The sequence below is a fragment of the Providencia sp. PROV156 genome (genome assembly GCF_028480905.1).
GTDB classification, from domain to species: Bacteria; Pseudomonadota; Gammaproteobacteria; order Enterobacterales; family Enterobacteriaceae; genus Providencia; species Providencia hangzhouensis.
The window spans coordinates 122,245-138,805 of sequence record NZ_JAMPPE010000007.1; the positions used below are offsets into that span (position 1 = coordinate 122,245).

Annotated in this window: 16 protein-coding genes and 1 pseudogene; 3 read left to right on the forward strand and 14 right to left on the reverse strand. The window is 40.3% G+C overall.

What is annotated here, in order from left to right; all coding sequences use genetic code 11:
• Position 1: 1 nt before the first annotated feature.
• From PSF31_RS07240 to PSF31_RS07265, 6 genes are all read right to left on the reverse strand, one after another.
• Complete coding sequence (locus PSF31_RS07240; RefSeq protein WP_096864211.1) at positions 2-1,054, reverse strand: DUF2169 family type VI secretion system accessory protein; 1,053 nt, start codon at positions 1,052-1,054, stop codon at positions 2-4.
• A 14-nt stretch (positions 1,055-1,068) separates the two neighbouring features.
• Entirely contained in the window at positions 1,069-1,599 is a 531-nt protein-coding gene (locus PSF31_RS07245; RefSeq protein WP_094960737.1) for a DUF6484 domain-containing protein, read from the reverse strand.
• Between the two features lie 2 nt (positions 1,600-1,601).
• Positions 1,602-3,791 (reverse strand): type VI secretion system Vgr family protein, encoded by a 2,190-nt coding sequence (locus tag PSF31_RS07250; protein ID WP_096864212.1) that lies wholly within the window; start codon positions 3,789-3,791, stop codon positions 1,602-1,604.
• A gap of 84 nt (positions 3,792-3,875) precedes the next feature.
• Complete coding sequence (locus PSF31_RS07255) at positions 3,876-4,394, reverse strand: Hcp family type VI secretion system effector (RefSeq protein WP_004250011.1); 519 nt, start codon at positions 4,392-4,394, stop codon at positions 3,876-3,878.
• A gap of 614 nt (positions 4,395-5,008) precedes the next feature.
• Positions 5,009-5,584 carry a YcxB family protein gene (locus PSF31_RS07260; RefSeq protein ID WP_094960735.1) on the reverse strand — a complete coding sequence of 192 codons (576 nt, stop codon included), beginning with the start codon at positions 5,582-5,584 and terminating at the stop codon, positions 5,009-5,011.
• A gap of 205 nt (positions 5,585-5,789) precedes the next feature.
• On the reverse strand, positions 5,790-6,254 hold the full coding sequence (locus PSF31_RS07265) for a hypothetical protein (protein ID WP_096864213.1): 465 nt from the start codon (positions 6,252-6,254) through the stop codon (positions 5,790-5,792).
• A gap of 299 nt (positions 6,255-6,553) precedes the next feature.
• Here PSF31_RS07265 and PSF31_RS07270 point away from each other — a divergent pair, with 299 nt between their 5' ends.
• On the forward strand, positions 6,554-6,673 hold the full coding sequence (locus tag PSF31_RS07270) for a DUF3944 domain-containing protein (protein ID WP_377145485.1): 120 nt from the start codon (positions 6,554-6,556) through the stop codon (positions 6,671-6,673).
• Between the two features lie 76 nt (positions 6,674-6,749).
• On the opposite strand, the pseudogene PSF31_RS07275 reads toward PSF31_RS07270, so the two are convergent.
• From PSF31_RS07275 to PSF31_RS07290, 4 genes and pseudogenes are all read right to left on the reverse strand, one after another.
• Positions 6,750-6,926: pseudogene (locus PSF31_RS07275) on the reverse strand (Arm DNA-binding domain-containing protein); the annotation flags it as partial.
• Between the two features lie 695 nt (positions 6,927-7,621).
• The gene (locus PSF31_RS07280; protein ID WP_191901885.1) at positions 7,622-7,909 is read right to left on the reverse strand and encodes a hypothetical protein; all 288 of its coding nucleotides are present in this window, start codon (positions 7,907-7,909) and stop codon (positions 7,622-7,624) included.
• A 664-nt stretch (positions 7,910-8,573) separates the two neighbouring features.
• Positions 8,574-9,146 carry a cytochrome b/b6 domain-containing protein gene (locus PSF31_RS07285; RefSeq protein WP_272683182.1) on the reverse strand — a complete coding sequence of 191 codons (573 nt, stop codon included), beginning with the start codon at positions 9,144-9,146 and terminating at the stop codon, positions 8,574-8,576.
• Positions 9,147-9,555: 409 nt separating this feature from the next.
• Positions 9,556-9,744, reverse strand: coding sequence for a hypothetical protein (locus PSF31_RS07290; protein WP_272683183.1), 189 nt, complete (start codon positions 9,742-9,744; stop codon positions 9,556-9,558).
• A gap of 974 nt (positions 9,745-10,718) precedes the next feature.
• Here PSF31_RS07290 and PSF31_RS07295 point away from each other — a divergent pair.
• Together PSF31_RS07295 and PSF31_RS07300 are read left to right on the forward strand one after the other, a co-directional pair.
• Positions 10,719-11,135 (forward strand): hypothetical protein, encoded by a 417-nt coding sequence (locus PSF31_RS07295; RefSeq protein WP_247047441.1) that lies wholly within the window; start codon positions 10,719-10,721, stop codon positions 11,133-11,135.
• Between the two features lie 82 nt (positions 11,136-11,217).
• Positions 11,218-11,586 (forward strand): hypothetical protein, encoded by a 369-nt coding sequence (locus PSF31_RS07300; RefSeq protein WP_105880965.1) that lies wholly within the window; start codon positions 11,218-11,220, stop codon positions 11,584-11,586.
• A gap of 293 nt (positions 11,587-11,879) precedes the next feature.
• Here PSF31_RS07300 and PSF31_RS07305 read toward each other — a convergent pair whose 3' ends face one another.
• From PSF31_RS07305 to PSF31_RS07320, 4 genes are all read right to left on the reverse strand, one after another.
• Positions 11,880-12,428, reverse strand: coding sequence for a hypothetical protein (locus PSF31_RS07305; RefSeq protein ID WP_247047443.1), 549 nt, complete (start codon positions 12,426-12,428; stop codon positions 11,880-11,882).
• Positions 12,429-12,591: 163 nt separating this feature from the next.
• The gene (locus PSF31_RS07310) at positions 12,592-12,783 is read right to left on the reverse strand and encodes a toxin-antitoxin system protein (RefSeq protein ID WP_137019101.1); all 192 of its coding nucleotides are present in this window, start codon (positions 12,781-12,783) and stop codon (positions 12,592-12,594) included.
• A 39-nt stretch (positions 12,784-12,822) separates the two neighbouring features.
• Complete coding sequence (locus tag PSF31_RS07315; RefSeq protein WP_172767319.1) at positions 12,823-13,188, reverse strand: HK97 gp10 family phage protein; 366 nt, start codon at positions 13,186-13,188, stop codon at positions 12,823-12,825.
• Positions 13,189-13,234: 46 nt separating this feature from the next.
• Entirely contained in the window at positions 13,235-16,561 is a 3,327-nt protein-coding gene (locus PSF31_RS07320) for a hypothetical protein (protein ID WP_272683184.1), read from the reverse strand.

The window sequence follows — 16,561 nt, forward strand, 5'->3', positions numbered from 1 at the left end:
CTTACCCCCGACATGTCGACACTGGTGCTTGGCGAGATACGTAACTATCTAATAATGGCCCTACAAGCACTTGTTCAACATCTTGAATAGTACGGATCTGATGATGACAACGCCAAATAACAGAGAAACAATTCTTTTCGGGTTCAAAATAGAGGGTATCTACCTTAGGTGTTAGCAATACTACCTCGCCATCACGCTGATATAATCGTACGGGGATATTATTTAACCTTGGAAGCTTGAAATGAATTTCTGGACGAGTCGGATGTATATTGGTTAACGTAATCACTTCATTACCGACAGGAAAATCAATCTGTTGGTCATCTGGTACAGATTGGAAATAACATTCATCAAAATCATCCGGTAGAAACGGTGCCGTTTCATTACGCCATTTATCATCGAAAGTTCCCGCGTATTTCACACGCTCCCCGTAATGGCGGGGTAATACTGAGAGGGCAATAGGCTTAACATCATTATCAGGTGCATCGACTAGTTCTTTTGGGTTTTCTAATTGGGGCATCATCATCTCCCCATTCGGTTTTTCTAAAGAAAAATAACCTCTTCCTAATGGATTAATAGAGTGAGAGATCATCTCATCTTGGAAATGATACTGCCCACCAAAAGCAAAACCATAATGTAAAGGAACGGTTGTAAACGGAGTCACATCACCTGCCGTATAATGTTCAGTTCCCTGTTGCCACTGTCGGTAACCAATGACAGAGAGACTTTTTTTCATTTCACCGACCTGTACCGATACCATTAAATGCTGAGTCGGTTCGGCATTCGGTGCAAACGCGTTAGCATTAAAGATCACATCACACTTATGCTTTCTTAAGACAAAGTCAGCATCATAAAGAGGAACAGAAGTTCCCACTTCACCAGTATATGTATCCGTATAAGCCAGTGCTTTAGGAGGAATAATTGGACGTGCAAGTTGATTATCATCAGGTAAATGGTAGCTAGCTTTCATCACCACAACCAGATATTCAAATCCCGCTTTATCAATCATCACTGTCGCTTTAGCCGTCGTATGTTTAGCGTTATTTATCAACTCCATATTCCTAGTCCCCTTCAATTAACTTGCACTGAACCGCCCTTAATACGGTTCGTTGCTGAAGCATAGTTATCAATATAAAGCGCTTTTATTTGCACAAAACCATCCGCAGTAAGAGTTAAACTCGACTCACCACACTGTAATGTAATAGATTCACTTGCTTGAATATGTAACTGCCCATGCTCTGGAGACGAAAACATCATGTTATTTAACGGAGTTTCTGGCAATATCATCGAATGATTGTTTTGTTGGATCAGCCCCATGATTAGTGGGTTCTGCTTATTACCATTGATAAATTGAATTGCACAAATTTTACCTATGTCTGACTCCACTATCGGCGCTAAACTCAACGCTAAAATAGGTGTATCAATCTCATTTAATGCAATAAATACACTTTTCTCACTGTAGCTAACAAGCCGAGCTAATTGAATCGATGGAAGTCTTGCTTGCTCTTCAGCCAAAGAAAGAGGTTCTGTTTGTTCAATGATTTCATCTAGAAGTGATGGATCATTTGGTCGTATTTCATTGGTTATGGATAATTTTGTCATGACTAATTACCTAAAATAGTTTTAGCTTTAAATGTAATATCGCCATTAGCTTTAAGGAACTGATCACCTGACGTTTCAATAATAACTTCATGACCCTGAATACGAATATATCCGTCTTTATCCATTCGCAATATCGATTTTCCACACACTATTTCAAATGAATCGCCCGCAACATATTGGATATTTTCCTTGACTATCGACGTCTTATTCGCACCAACCCTTTGTTGATAATTTTCATTGACGTGCAATTTTTTACTTTCACCCACTTCTTCATCTTGGTTTAGGGTCACTTTGACCATTTGATTTTTTTCAACCACCTCTAAATGATCAGCCAACACATGCGTAGTCCGATTATTCAACACTTTGGTATTCATATCCTTCTGGGCATGTATAAACACTTCCTGTTTGCCGTTTTCATCCTCAAAGCGCAGCTCGTTAAACCCTTCCCCTTTATGGGTTTTCGTCCGAAACGTGGTACGGGTTTTATTTTCAGGAAAACTGATTGGAGTCGCATTGCGACCATCATAAGTACAGCCCGTGATAATCGGCCTATCAATATCCCCATTGAGGTAACTAATCTGAACGACCGTTCCGATGCGTGGAACCGCAGAAAAACCATAGCCGCCGCCACTCCAGCCCATCGCAACACGCACCCAACACGAAGCACTATGGTCAGGCTCTCCACGTCTGTCCCAGTGAAAATGGACTTTCACCGCACCATGTTCATTGACATAGATTTCTTCACCCGGAGGGCCCACGACAGTCGCAACTTCATCACCATCCGCGGTTGGTTTATAACGATAAGGTGGCCGCCACTCTTGCGTACCAGGGATAAAAGAAACGCTGTTCGACAACTGAGTACCATCCCCTCCGCCATTGTCTGCCAGAGGTTGAACACCATGATGATTCACGCTAATAACTTGCCAACTGTTATTCATTGGGAGGTAAGGATGATTTGATAAGGTGAAGATTTTACCGGGCATCAGCGCAAAGCAGTTTGTTGTGGCACTACCCACCTTGCTCCCATTACGTAACTGTTCAAAACGAATTTGGGTGAGTGGTTTGCCCTCTTCATCTAATTGAAAGCGACCGTAACTTTCAAAGACGCTGTGTTGCCCACCCTTTTCCAATTTATTTTCATGTCTAAGCGGGTAGGAAGGACGAATGAAATTATTGTCTTTATGAATGGTTTCATCCACACACAGGTATTCACCGTACTGCCATGTCATGGCGGTACTGTCGCTGATATCCGTATCCGCTTGCGGGTTATACATCAGGTTAATTCCCGCCGTCATCCCCATATGTTCGTCACTGTAAAACAATTGGTTTTCTTCAAACCAAAAGTTAATCCCTTCCTCAAAGGCGAGACGACACCAAAAATCAAAGGCGGATTCTCGCTTTTGGGTGGTGTAAATACGTTTGGGATGTAAGTCATCACGGTAAAACTTGCAGTCCGACTTCACATGCGCTTCATCCAGCAAGGTTTTTAATATGGTCGGTACGTTTTGATTTTGAAAAATACGGCTATCTTGATTAAGGGTCATTACCCACATTTCTGGACGAATATCAAAGTGATACCACGTCTTTACGCCATCCGTATTCCCTTGAACCGCCCCGGCTAAAATGCCATTCACTTTACGGACTTGGACACCATCACGCTTGACGGTTAAAAAAGAGGCGACGCCAAGGTGTTTCTGAAAATCAATAAACGGTAAGGCACTAACAGCACTAATCGAAAGGGAAAATAACGAAGACAACCCTTCCGTTAAATTAAATTCGGTAACTTGAAAAGTTTCATCGGGTAGCCCAGCAATTGAGCATGTAAACACCAAGCCACTTTCCAGACTTCCCATGCCTAGTGCATCTAACAATGCCCCGTGAGCGGCTTGTAATGCCTGACTTTCTGAAAAAGTTTGTCCACCACCAAGTTTTAATCCACCACCAAATCCACCGCCATGGATAAGCGGGTTATTGGCTACACTGTTCAATTGGGATGTCGCCTGAGTTGCCATAGATGCCGCTGTTGATACCAAAACCCCCCCTTGCTGGGCTAATGCTGCCGCTTTTTGTACTTTACTGGACACCAACTCATTGACTTTAGATTGCACTTTATTTTTAACTTGATTTACCGCTTCATCTTTGACAATAGAAACGGGGTCAATGGTGGTTTTTTTGGGGTCTTTGCTAAACATCACTAGTCTCCATGACAAAATGGATAAGAAGCGGGGAACGAAATAAAAGCGATGACGAGCCCAAAAGAGCCCGTCAAAAAGGTATTACGCTTCGAGCGGTGCGCGCCAGTCATCAGCACCCGATGTGCCTGCAACCGTGTGCTCCCAGTCCACTTTGCGGTAAGACAGAGAGACTTCGATTAACTGCGTGAAATCGGCTTTTGCCGGGTCTTGGCAGTGTGGCATTTGGCAGTCAATATTGACGATAGTCGCATCGGTTAACGTGGTGGTGAAGAAATGCTCTTGTTTACCTTCAACTGAGGTGCGGTACCATTTTAGTTCCACTTTCGGCAGCATTTCGCCAGAGGCTAAGGCGTTATACAGCAGTGGAACCGCTTTATTTAACGCCACGGTGAAACGGAACGGCTTGTGCGCACGTTGGCCTGAAGGCTGGCCGGATTGCGGGTCTGTCGGTACAGTCACAACGTGAGAAAATTCTTGCACCAGCATTTGGTCTTCATGACCTTGTACATAGATGTTACCCACAGAATCCGCAGTAAATGCACCGGCAGTGATGTTGCCTTGGGTTTTTCCTTCAATGGAAATATAGCATGGAGTTGGCATAGCGATATCCTTTATCAAGAATGACAAATTGAGTTAAGTAAATATAATTAACTGTTAATTTCCGTCATCTCAGCCAGTGCGCACGGTAAGATTTGAGTTAAGGATAATAAAAGCTTATGGATAGACTGTAAACCTAGCGGCCTTTTTGTATCTCCCTAGGATAAGTGACTTAGCGTAAACTGGTTGAAATATCGCTATATAATTTCAGAAAAACACTAAAAATGAATCATAACCGAATTATCATCGAACAAAAAATAGACCAAACTGCGATAAGCCCAGTAAGTTCTAATGTACATAGAAATAAACTATGTAACCAAATATTTCAATCGAAAAAGTAATTACAACAAATTGATTTTATTAAAATAGTTCCACAATCACCATACAAGTCTTGTAAGTTTAATTTTTCCTCCTTATTTTAATAGTGTATTAATCTGCACATATCTATTTTCTTGGTGGATAAATTCATATAAAATCAAACTAATTTCATTTAGCTCTGATAGAATCATTTTTTCATAGCGATAATAATTACATCATCTGTATCGTGTACGTATATTAGTTACGGTCAAGGCGTACAAGTCCAATAATAAATAACTAGACTGTACTTTGAGTATCTATCATGGTTTATGGTTATCAATCTGTTCCATAACAAACTGATATAATTTATCAAACTCGCCATCAGCTAAAACCCTCGCAGGGATAACAGTGCCTTCACCATCAGAAGCAAAAATAAACAGATACTCTTCCCTGATATAACATTCTTCTATATTTTGCCAAAATACCCTGACTAAGGTGCCCCTCGTCATATTGTCTATGTATTTCCTGTTAATTTTAACTTTGACTAGAGAATCAGGATCGCTATGTTCTTTTTCTTCATTTCTATATAAGTAATGCATTTCTATTCGAAAGGTTATATACAAGCATGCTAACGAGCTGACTAAGCCACAAAAAGAAAAAAGACCTAAGTTTTTTAAGCCAGAAAAACCATCTACAACTGAATAAGCCTTATACCCAATCATCAATAAGGCGATCCCCGATACAATCGATGCTATAGCTAATAAATTCCATAGATTAGTAAATAATCTGTATGGCATTTTTTCCTTATCTACAGTAACTGGCATTTGAATGAGTTTTCGTATTTTCTCTGCTTCCAATCTTGATGGTGAAAATTGAATTTGATAACGGCTTTTCATCAACTTTAATTCCTTAATTTATCATGAAGAATGAATACCAGAGTTGACTATACCTCTCTTCGTATTCATGCATTAGCTATGGTCAAGGTATTCCGTTAATCGGTAAGTCCGGTGGCTGTCTTTCTGAAACCGAAGAAGCCGAAGTGGAATATTTTGATAGGTGATCAAAATGAGCCAACTTGAGTAGTTGGCTCATTTGTTTTTATTACTTTGCTGATACTGACTGAAAATAATCTTTAACTCTAGAGGATTTAAAAAGAATATAAGTCAAGAAAATCATTATGATTGGTAATAATAATACACCTATAACACCGCCTGTTTTCTCTGCCATGCTTGAAAACCCATTTCCTTCGAGTGCGTTATTAATCCCTTTAAATGCAGAAAAAATTGACATTAGCGTTATGATTGACCATAGAATTTTCAATAAAGCTGCTCCAATTTTTTTCTTCATTAAAACTAAAACCACAGTTAAAACTTCTACTGTCGGTAATACAAGTTGATACAATGTCAACCCAATAATTAAGAACGCCCCATCAGAGCTACTCCAGACATCAACTGATGAACTTAATCTCAACATGCTAGAAACGTAAAAAAAAGCGCCAGTTATATGTATAAGCATGAAAAGGGAAAAAACAATTAATATAACCCATAGAGAAGCGGGCATTTTCATAACGACCTCCTGTGTCAAAGGTCGTTATGTTAATTTAACTTAAGTCAAGTGTCATTGTTTTGTTCAATGTCGCTTCTTGCGTATTTTTATGCCTATTGATACTCAACGATTTTTCAAATATATATCACTGACACGAAACCCAATAATTAAAATTAATATCAATCAGTTAAATTAAATCCATGACACCCCTGTCATTTCCCTTCATTTTTCTCTCGAAAAAAAGCCAAATAGCCGGACATAACCTGCCTGGTGAGGTTGTTATCGTGGTGTTCTCTTTTTCAAGCTAGGGAATAACACTGATGGCAACTTACCGATTAGATACCGATTTAGCGTTTTTACGTGAATGCAGTAATGAAAAACTGGGCTTGCTTGTGTCTGTACTGACTCATGACAGTATTGATTCACCGTTCATTGTCTAACATACGCCACCAGAGCAGCGTCCCTCGCTGTTCGGGGCTTTTATGTCCTCACACAAGCTATTGTGAAACGGCGTTTAACTGTTGGATAAATTCCAATAGCTAAAAGTTTCTCTTTACCATCGATTCGGTATATTAACCGCCAATATTTTCCGTCATTAGTTTGAACCGATAGATACAGCCCACCACCATCAGATAGTTTTTAGTCTTTTTCTTTAGGCTTACTGGAATCAATTTGCTTAACGGTTAGCTTCATTTGGGGGTACTCAAATCATGGGGTATAAATGTACCCCATATGTGCCACCTAAAGGGGAGAGTTTTCAATAGACGTTAGTAGATATTGGGATAATGGGATTTAGTTGAAATACTTGATTGCTTATTTTTATAACTTAAGGGGATTGGAAGACTTTAGAAAATGTTGCTAGAAGTGAAGATGGCGGAGGAGAGAGCCGTACATAGCATTCACTTCATTGATATTAAATGATTATTTAAATTCTAACTTTATATATACCCCCAAATGTACCCCCTAATATTTTTGTCTTGCCTGTTTTGAGGTGATTTTTAATCTCAATGTTAGCCTTACACTTTCCAGTAACATCATTGCATAAATATCATCAATGGTGATTTTATTGCATATAGTGAAATACCAACCAGAAATAACCCTGCTCGTCTTTTCACGACTCCGTTTCAAACGGAACTGTAAAATTAACACTTGTGCGATTTCAAATGACGGCAGTGGTTAATTTGCGCACCTCAATATGAGGTGTACAAAATAGAATAGGTAGGCTGGTGGACTTATTCGAACTGCCCCGATATTTTCGGGTTAGCTAAACTGGTCATCTTAAAGAGGGTCAGTTAAAGGTAGGCAACTAATTGTGGGTTAGTTTAAAGAGGAGAAATAGCCTGTTTAGATTTCCCGATTTCAAATCAGCTTGTTGATACTAACTTTTACTAACCAGTAACTATCTGCGCCCCTGTTAGCTGATAACCATTAAACCATTCGTAACGACCTGTAGCAGTTACTTTGTTTCCTTTCTGGCAGGTCATAAGCTCAAGTGCGTTAATATCGAATGCCACTATCTTTAATGGGTACGGGCTACGCTTGTCACTCTCAGCCTGAATAGTCATTGTGGCCATAACTTTACCTGACGCTGTTTTAACTCGCTCAGGGGCTTTTATTACCTTTCCTGATGTGGTGATCCTGATTGATTTTGCTTTTCTCATTTCTGGTTTATTCATCTTGATACCATCACAATATAAGCTAGTGGTTAAAATATAATGCTAGTGGGACGCTGGAAGATCGGATAATAATTCTAATTTCTAGGGGTGATCTAAACGTTAATTTATCCATGATGATACGGGATAATCCCGTATGTATCTATAAGCTATTGATTATGCTTAATTCCGTTAAATCGACGGAATCAAAATATAATTGATTGATAACGCTTAATTCTGTCACAAAACCAGATTAACGCTCATTGGTCATCGTTTCAGTGACCAATGGTAAGAGGTGGCAATGCATTGTTTTCATTACTAACGGTTAAATTGACCGCCTGAAACCTTGTAGTAACCTTAGTGTTAGTTTCCATTTCCTAAAGTGCGTTTTCACTGGAAACCATTGTGGAAACCTCACCGTAATCTCACCGTTATCGGCTTAATCCTCCCCGTAACATCCCCGTTTAACCTTACCGTAACCTTACCGTTCAATCACATTATACGGGCCGTAATAGGACCGTTATTTTAGCTTTAGTCATTCATGTTCAGAGTAGATAACCTATTGATTTACTAAGTAACGCATATTTGCGTCACGGTAACTTATTAGCATCTACAGATTGCAACAAAATATCATTTAATGAATATGGGCGACTAATCACCCATATTGCCAATGAGGTATCAAGCAAACCTATTTATTTTTACTTTTTTTCCAAATTATAAAATGAATAATCCCTAAACCACCGTGACCATAAATATAAATCTCAATTAAAATTGTGAGTGATTTATGAATACTTCTAGCCTCTAAAGCAAGTGGTGACTGCTGTAACCATAGAATAAACCATGCAATACCAGACAAAATAACAATTGATAAAGCACCTAACCCTAACCCTTGAACTGTCGCGGCAAGCCCTTTAGGTGAGCTGTCTGGTAGCTTTTTAGCTAAAAGAGAGTTTATATCTTCTTTGATTTGCTTAAAGTCCCCCCAGAGATAGGGATAAAAATATCTAAACCCTCGCCGGTTAAAACATAACACGACTAAAAAGAACGTTAAGAAAAAAAGCACAAAACCTGAAACGATATGAATCCAAGTGAATAAATAAGTCTCGTCAAAAAACGGAACAACTACTGACTTAGTTCCCGTCATCCAATTACTCACAATGATTTGTGATATTACCAAAAGTAGAATTAACGCATGTAAAATTCTTATTTTTTTAGTCTGATAAAGCCCAAAAAAATCCCAAATCGATTTTAATATGCTCACAATGCTTCACCTTTTTTATAATATTTCTCACAGACACAATTTAATAGCTTATAACACTCTTGTTTATGGCTTTAAGTCCTAAGCGTAGAATATTTTATATGAAATATAGTTCACATCTACCAATTAATTACGACCATCCTTTTAAGATGATTACATTTATCGTTATGAGATGTTTTTATTATCAGTATGAAATTAATATTCAGAGGACAAAATTGTCCTGTGGGTATCGCAATGCTTATTTGCATTGTGGTTACTTTTGGTGGTTACCAAAGTGGTTACTTTTATCTCATGGCCATGATTAGAATATTGCCAGCCAGTGACGAGCCTCCAATTTCAGAGCCTCATGACTCCTTAATCTCAAGGAGTCCTATTTAACCGCCTTAAGTACCCTTGATATCAAGGCAACCTATTATCGTTTTGGTGCTGGCTTAGTCCATTGGTAGGTTGGTGCTGTCATTCTCCGTCTGTGACGCTCTTTAGCCTGTATTGTCTGTGCTACACCTGTTCTAATGGCTAACCTATCGCGTCCGTTGAGTGATTGCCCTTGCTGGTGAGCTAACTCCATCATAACGGCTTCTATTGCTTCATGTTGTAACATGGCTTTACCTCAAAGGTGTTGTGATTATCGCTATACCTTGATTGTGCTGAATTGGAACAATCAAAGCCCATCATTCCACTAGCATAAAACATGCTGTTTTGCTGCGTACCATTCTGCGTACTTTCCCACAACATCATGATTTTATTTGATTATAACGAAATGCGAGAATTAAACGCATACCTACTGCGTACCTATTTAATTTTGGACGGACTTATAAATTTGTTTGGCGTGATGACAAGTTTTGACAAGTTTTCGACCACAACAATTAACAACATTTACTTTGTTCTCATGTCTGGTTTTGTCAGGTTCTCATGTCTGGTTTTGTCTGGTTCTGATGTCAACAATTATCAACATTCAGCGGATAGAGTATCCAGTAAAATATAGCCTTTTCGGTGGATACCAAAACGGATACCTTACAATCACTATAACAACACCATAGTACCACCGTGGTTTATATTAGTACCATTTCGGTACGTTATTACCGTGATTCTTTTTGATGCCAAAATAGCTACACCGTGTTTTTATAGGTTAGCTGTACTGGCTAATATTTAGCTACTATGGCTAAAGGCACTAATTTGTGGTTTTGATATGAGAGCTTCATTTCAAGCCGTCCTCAGCACCAAGGGTAGCATTTCAACTGTCACCCTTTCCGACTATGACCATAATCACAATCGTTAACCCTCCTCAATTTTGAGGGCATTGTTTCTATTGATAAATACAGGCTCAAAAATGAGCCGATTGATTCTATTGATAAAATTAGACTGCGCTCAAGTTTGAGCTTTGCCATGCATTCAGTTAGTTACAAGGCGCAATAATACGCTTTGCTTGTTTTACAGTAAGTTACCCTGACTTTGTTATATTAAGTTATACAATTACTCGTTAAATCCACCAGCAATTTTATATTTTCTAATCTGTATAACAATGTTATACGCTGATATAATAAGCACTCATTGAGCTGATAACGGACTATTATCATGAGTAAATCTAATCTTATTGCCTTTCGCCTACCTGCTGAACTGCAAGCCCTGTTTAATGATGCTGTAGCGAACTCTGGTACTGACAAAACAGCGTGGATAGTCTCGGCTATCAAAGAGAAGTTAAACCGACCAGACAGCAATCCTGATGCTCGTATGCTGTCGCTGGTGGAACGCCTAGAATCGTCTGTCGCGTCTTTGATTGCTGGTAAGGCAGATATTCCACCTTATACCTATAATGAGTCTGCTATCGTTTCTGTGGTTAATTTGGCGCTATCAGAGGGCATAGATAACGGGCGAATTATCGCTGAACGGATAAATGAAGCTGGTTATCAAACTAAAGGCGGTAAAGCATGGGATAAGGATATTTATTCAGCGTGGAAGCGTCACAAAGATATTGCTGGGAAGCTAAATTAAATAAGGTATCAACGGGCGGTTTTAGTAAACCAACTCGCCCGTTTAACATAAAGGGATTATGAGAACTCATTTAAGGTGAATAATGATTAATATTAATAAATATGGTTTTGAGCGAGTATTAAAAGCTCAAAGAATACGACAAGTAGCAATTGAAGGTATTAGCGATCTAAACAGCAGGATTGCTAGAGAAGCTGCTTGGGATGCTTTTTTAAGTGACCAATTAGATTTGAATTCAAGCAGAGATGTTATGAAAGCTGTTGCCAGAGTTAAATTTGTTGAGGCTGAGAGGGTTCATCCCGATCTTGAACTTGATATGGATTGGTTTGTTTTTTATTTTTGTGATGAAGTAGTTAAGATTATTACTTCAATTACAAAAAAAACAGCCCGATGGTTTTTTCTCAGTCTGTTTTTATTCATCGCATTAATTGGCATTACAATTTTAAGCAAATAATCGTCTAATTCCAGAATGTAGTGCTAATTAGAAAGGAGTGAAAGGTATCGTATGACTATTTTTCACTCTGTCAATAATAACCTCACCACACCTTAAGCCATGCAACCACCTTACCAATCCTTATTATCTGTAATGTTATCAACATGGCAGCATTTACCCTTAAGAAACCTTAAGATTTGTTAAGATTTATGTATGAGGCTTCGAGTCGGTATTAACTGAAATACGTTAGCAAATGTTAGCATCTCACCAATAATAATCTTAGGATTTCTTAAGATTTTGGCATTAGAAAAACGTTAAGAATTACTTTCGCGTTTAACATCGCCCATTGCTTTCTTAATTGCTGGTATTGCGCTTTCATAATTAAAATAGCCGCTAGATGGATGATACAAATAGGCCACTTTAACATTATCATTTAACACAGGAACCCATTCACCTAACATAGAGCCTAACACTATAACTACATCGGGTTTCAATAATTCTACAACGGCTAAAAACGGTTTTTCTGCTGCTTCCCACATTTCAGTTGTTGGCCTAATTCGCCCTGACTCCCCAACAATACCCTGTACGTAGTTGTAAAACGCCACATGCTCCCAGAAATTAGAGCGTGTATCTTCTGATAGTTCATCTTCACTATATAGCCCTAACACAGCTTTAGTAATTTTAGTAAAAAACGCATTAGGATGTTCTTGGGCGTTATGTTTTACAACATGTTGAGTCCAATCACTATCTGGCTCATCATCATTTTCAGCGTAATGTGACTCACCAAGTATGAGTATTTTGATATCAAACATATTGTTTTCATAATTAGCGCCAACCCAAGGATAGAAATTTACATTTTCCATTTTATTTATCACTCTAAAATCAAATAATTCTATCTACATTAGCACTCTCTACGATGTACATAAATCATCATTCCTAACGTGCCCGAAAATCATCATTCCTAACGTGTCACTAAATCGTCAAAGGTTCACAGCCTCACGCGTGCGCGTACTGCTCCGTTAATCATCAAAGTTCACGTTGTAGCTTCTCAATGATTGCTTGCCTCACAAACTCCGCACGATTGCCCCTAGTCACTCTATCGGCTCTAATGTGAATATCTACCATATCAATGACTGACTGCTCACACGTCACGATTAGGCGCGTTGTCGGCACATCATTAAAATAACGATTGGTTTTCTTTTTGGTTGTTTTCTGCATATTTCCCCCTCGCGCGTACTGGTATCTAAATCATCAAAGTTAACGCTTCAATTCTTCCTGAATATACTTAGCTAAATTGGGTAACGTTTCCTCTACACCTTTTTTCAGGAACTCTTTTTTAGCCGTTGGACGCTTAAAGTTCTGCTTAACTTTCGGGTCATGCACATACGCGGCATAGCTGGCGGAATAACCAATACGCCCCGTTACTCGCGTACCGTTAATGGTGACTGTGCGAAACTGGCTATTGATCAATGTTGAGGTATCGATAGGCGTATAGACTGCGGCCTGTGCTCCAGCATCGATAAGAAACCGCTGCATAGCTAAAGACACTCTTTGCTGAACATGGCTAACATAGCGGTCAAAGCTACCATTTCCTTTTTTACTGACAACTTTTACTTTTATCATTGCTGTACTCCAATAAAACTAAAGGGCAGAAATCTGCCCATATTTATTATATTTTGGGGCCTGCTGTTGTGTTGTTGATTACTGAACGGTGTATGGGCCCTTTCTCATTCATATCAGTGATAATGATCCTTGCCACATCTTCGCCAGTAAGCCCTTTTTCCATTCTTGGTTCGATGGCGGCATTTGCCACATGGTTTTCAATTACTACACTGAAATTAACACTACTGCCACGCCCGCCCTGTAAATCTTTGTTTGATATAACTCGCCCATTGTCACCAGGGATCATATATTGCTTCCCCGTACTCGCTTGGAATATCTCAGGCTTACCATTTTCACCGACACGATAGTATTTACTCGCATCAACTACTCCGCCATTCTTACGCCCTCCGCCAAAACCAACCATAGACATGGCTTGCCCTGCGGTTTGAGCGGTTGTATACGCTGATAATCCCGTTCCTGATGCCGCTCCACCAGTTGCGATTGATGCCGCGATTGCTGCTGGTGTCCATGCCGCTAATGCTGCCGCACCTCCTGCTGTTGCTGCCGCTGCGTTCGCTGCCTGTGAAGCAACGCCAATTGTTTTGGTCAGAATGAAGTTTTTAAGCATCTCCACACCAACCTGAGCAATGGAATTTACAACACTGTTCAGCATCGTATTACCTAACGAACGTAACGCCTCTGACGCATCCATTGAACCAGTAATTAACCCTGTCAGGACGTTTGAAGCATTACCCGCCAGAGAATCAACCGCTGAAGCCAACATTTCATAGCCTAGGTTCTGCTGCCTCATTAGCTCCCATTGTGCCGCTAACTGCTGCTGTTGATACTCTTTCTCTGCTGCGGTTCTGAGTAGCTGGTATTGCGCATCGGTTGCCGCTTTCGATGCGGTGAACTGGTCATGGCTAATCTGCTGTTTTGCATAGGCTTCATTGAGTATTTGTAACTCTTGCGCTTTGTATTCTTTCATCATGGACAACTTCTGAGTATGCTCATTAGCCAATGCCTGAATCGGGTCAAATTTAGCGCGGTTCTCCTCAATGTAATTCACTGAGGCATTGATTTTGATATCGGTCATTCCCTGATTAAATGACACCATCGCCTCACGCCCCATGCGCTCAAAATCTTCCTTGTTGATGAAGCCCTCATCTAACAAACGTTTGAGGGTTTTCACTTCCTCGCCAAAGGTATGCGCCAGTTTTAATTCTGGGGTGACTTCTTGAGCCGCAATAAAATCATTCACGCGCTGATTGAGGTCAAACAGTTCCGCAGCCTCTTTCGAAATAGCCGCTTTTTGTTTCTCTGTTGCCTGTGCCCCTAGTCGCTGAACAGCTTCATAGATTGCCATTTCGCGGTTAACATCGGCTGCGCCACTTTCCAATAATCCATAACGTTTTTTCAGCGTAGCCAATTGCTCACTCTGGCGTTTTATCGCTTCATTCGCTTGGTTGGCGGCTTTAGCTGATTTATTACCATTTGATTTACTGCTAAGTGCGGCTTCTTGGGCTTCACGTAACTTGCGTATGGCTTCAATAGCTTTCGGGAGTTCGGTATTGTAAGCCGCTGAACCTTGTTGTAATCCCATTTGCATAAGGAGCAACGAGGCGTTGTATTCATCCAGTGCCGGCTTACCGTCTTTCATACCAATAGTGAGGGCTTGGGTGCGTTGCTCAATCTCAGTAAGCGAGTTAGCAAGGTTCAAACTGACCGTTTTATCAAACTCATCCGTTAACTCTTGGATTTTCTGTTTAAATATTTCAGAGTCTTTAACAAATCCGTCAGCAATTAACGCCTTTTCTAGTTCTTTGATAGCCTGTTCTTTCTTAACTGCTGCCTCGCTGCCTAACTCCAGTGATCGGGCTACTTGCTGGTTAGCATCAATCACGCCTTTAGCTTGGCGTTGGTAAATTAAATCGGCTCTGGTCAGTTCATCCGTTTGTTGCGCTCTAACCTTAGCAATATCAGCGGCTTTTCCTTGCGATACCGTCCAGCGTCGAATATTTTGCTCACCTTCAGAAATAAGTAGCTCATATTGCTGCTGTTTTTTAGTCAGCTCCTTGATTGCGTCAACATAGCTGTCTAGCGCATAAGTAGAGCCTATTTCTCCATCTTGTTCTTTAAGTTTATTAACTGCCTTTTCAATTCTGCCAAGTTCTTCTCTATGGGCTCTGAGATCCACATTTACGGCTTCAAGGCTTTTTTTCTGTCCGTCTAACTCTGTGGTTGTTTCCGCTATTTTCTCGCCTAAGCGGTTAGCCACAACGCGCGCCTGTTTTGCTGACAGTTCGTCAATTTTATCAATCCACTGATCTACCCTGTCGTTAAACTCTTTAGTTGCGGTGTCATCGTTCATGGCGTTATACAATGCGTAAACACCTGCGGCAGCTAAAAAGAATACACCAGTAGGGCCACCTAATAACCCAACCGCTCCCCGTAACCCTTGCATAGCGATAGATTGAGTTTTAGCGGCTTGGGCTGCGCGGTTATTGGCTGCGGTCACTGCGTCCGTTGTGGTCGCTAGTGTGGCTTTCGCTTTTTGCTCTAATGCTAATGCCGCATTTAATTTATGGGTTGCGTTGGCTTCAACTTCTTTCGCTTTAGCGACTTGAGCCTCGGCTCTAGCAACTTCTTTACCTGTAGTGGCTAAATGCGTTTTGATTTTGGTTTCTGTGGCATGCAAGGCGTTGCTGGCTTTAGTGACTTTCTGTAAATTTTCTTCACTCTCTGTCATCTGATAAGTTATTTCAGCATCTTTGAGCATTGCGACCTGTCTAACTCTTAATGATTCAAGGCTACGCTGCTTAGCATCATTTGCGGCATCTAGCGCGTGAACATTGTCTAATGCTGCCTTAGCCGCCTTTAACTCGGCTTGTGCTGATACCGTCAGATTTCTAGCGTTAATTACTTCTTGGGAGGCTGCGGCTTGTAATGCCTGTGCTTTCATTTGAATAGCGCGAGTATGTGAAACCTCGGCTTGTGTGGCGTTAATTGCCCCTTGAGTGTGCTGTAAGAGTGAGGAGGTCGCACTGCCAATATTAGAAATATACCCCGCACCTAATAACCCAGAGACATTACTAATTATCCCTGTAAAACGCGCATTCGCGTTAGTTGCTCTAACTGTTGCGGCTGACGCTGCGCCAATTTGCCCCGTTAACTCGCTCATTTGACGTGATAGGCGGTTTATTTCAGGCATTTTTAACGCACTGGAAACCGCGATTGCTGTTTTATCAAATCGGTAAAAGGCTTTTGACGTATCATCGGCCTGTTTACCCATATCAGCCATTTTACGTTTTGTTTCTCTAACCGCTTTCCCCGCCTCAAGAACGCCCTCAGTATCAGCTTTAATGATGATTTCAACCCCATCAATCTCAAACAT

Bases quoted from the DNA above. Each gene is read 5' to 3' on its own strand.
- PSF31_RS07240 (WP_096864211.1), bottom strand. From the start codon at position 1,054: ATGGAGTTGATAAATAACGCTAAACATACGACGGCTAAAGCGACAGTG.
- PSF31_RS07245 (WP_094960737.1), bottom strand. From the start codon at position 1,599: ATGACAAAATTATCCATAACCAATGAAATACGACCAAATGATCCATCA.
- PSF31_RS07250 (WP_096864212.1), bottom strand. From the start codon at position 3,791: ATGTTTAGCAAAGACCCCAAAAAAACCACCATTGACCCCGTTTCTATT.
- PSF31_RS07255 (WP_004250011.1), bottom strand. From the start codon at position 4,394: ATGCCAACTCCATGCTATATTTCCATTGAAGGAAAAACCCAAGGCAAC.
- PSF31_RS07260 (WP_094960735.1), bottom strand. From the start codon at position 5,584: ATGAAAAGCCGTTATCAAATTCAATTTTCACCATCAAGATTGGAAGCA.
- PSF31_RS07265 (WP_096864213.1), bottom strand. From the start codon at position 6,254: ATGAAAATGCCCGCTTCTCTATGGGTTATATTAATTGTTTTTTCCCTT.
- PSF31_RS07270 (WP_377145485.1), top strand. From the start codon at position 6,554: ATGGCAACTTACCGATTAGATACCGATTTAGCGTTTTTACGTGAATGC.
- PSF31_RS07280 (WP_191901885.1), bottom strand. From the start codon at position 7,909: ATGAATAAACCAGAAATGAGAAAAGCAAAATCAATCAGGATCACCACA.
- PSF31_RS07290 (WP_272683183.1), bottom strand. From the start codon at position 9,744: ATGTTACAACATGAAGCAATAGAAGCCGTTATGATGGAGTTAGCTCAC.
- PSF31_RS07295 (WP_247047441.1), top strand. From the start codon at position 10,719: ATGAGTAAATCTAATCTTATTGCCTTTCGCCTACCTGCTGAACTGCAA.
- PSF31_RS07300 (WP_105880965.1), top strand. From the start codon at position 11,218: ATGATTAATATTAATAAATATGGTTTTGAGCGAGTATTAAAAGCTCAA.
- PSF31_RS07305 (WP_247047443.1), bottom strand. From the start codon at position 12,428: ATGGAAAATGTAAATTTCTATCCTTGGGTTGGCGCTAATTATGAAAAC.
- PSF31_RS07310 (WP_137019101.1), bottom strand. From the start codon at position 12,783: ATGCAGAAAACAACCAAAAAGAAAACCAATCGTTATTTTAATGATGTG.
- PSF31_RS07315 (WP_172767319.1), bottom strand. From the start codon at position 13,188: ATGATAAAAGTAAAAGTTGTCAGTAAAAAAGGAAATGGTAGCTTTGAC.
- PSF31_RS07320 (WP_272683184.1), bottom strand. From the start codon at position 16,561: ATGTTTGAGATTGATGGGGTTGAAATCATCATTAAAGCTGATACTGAG.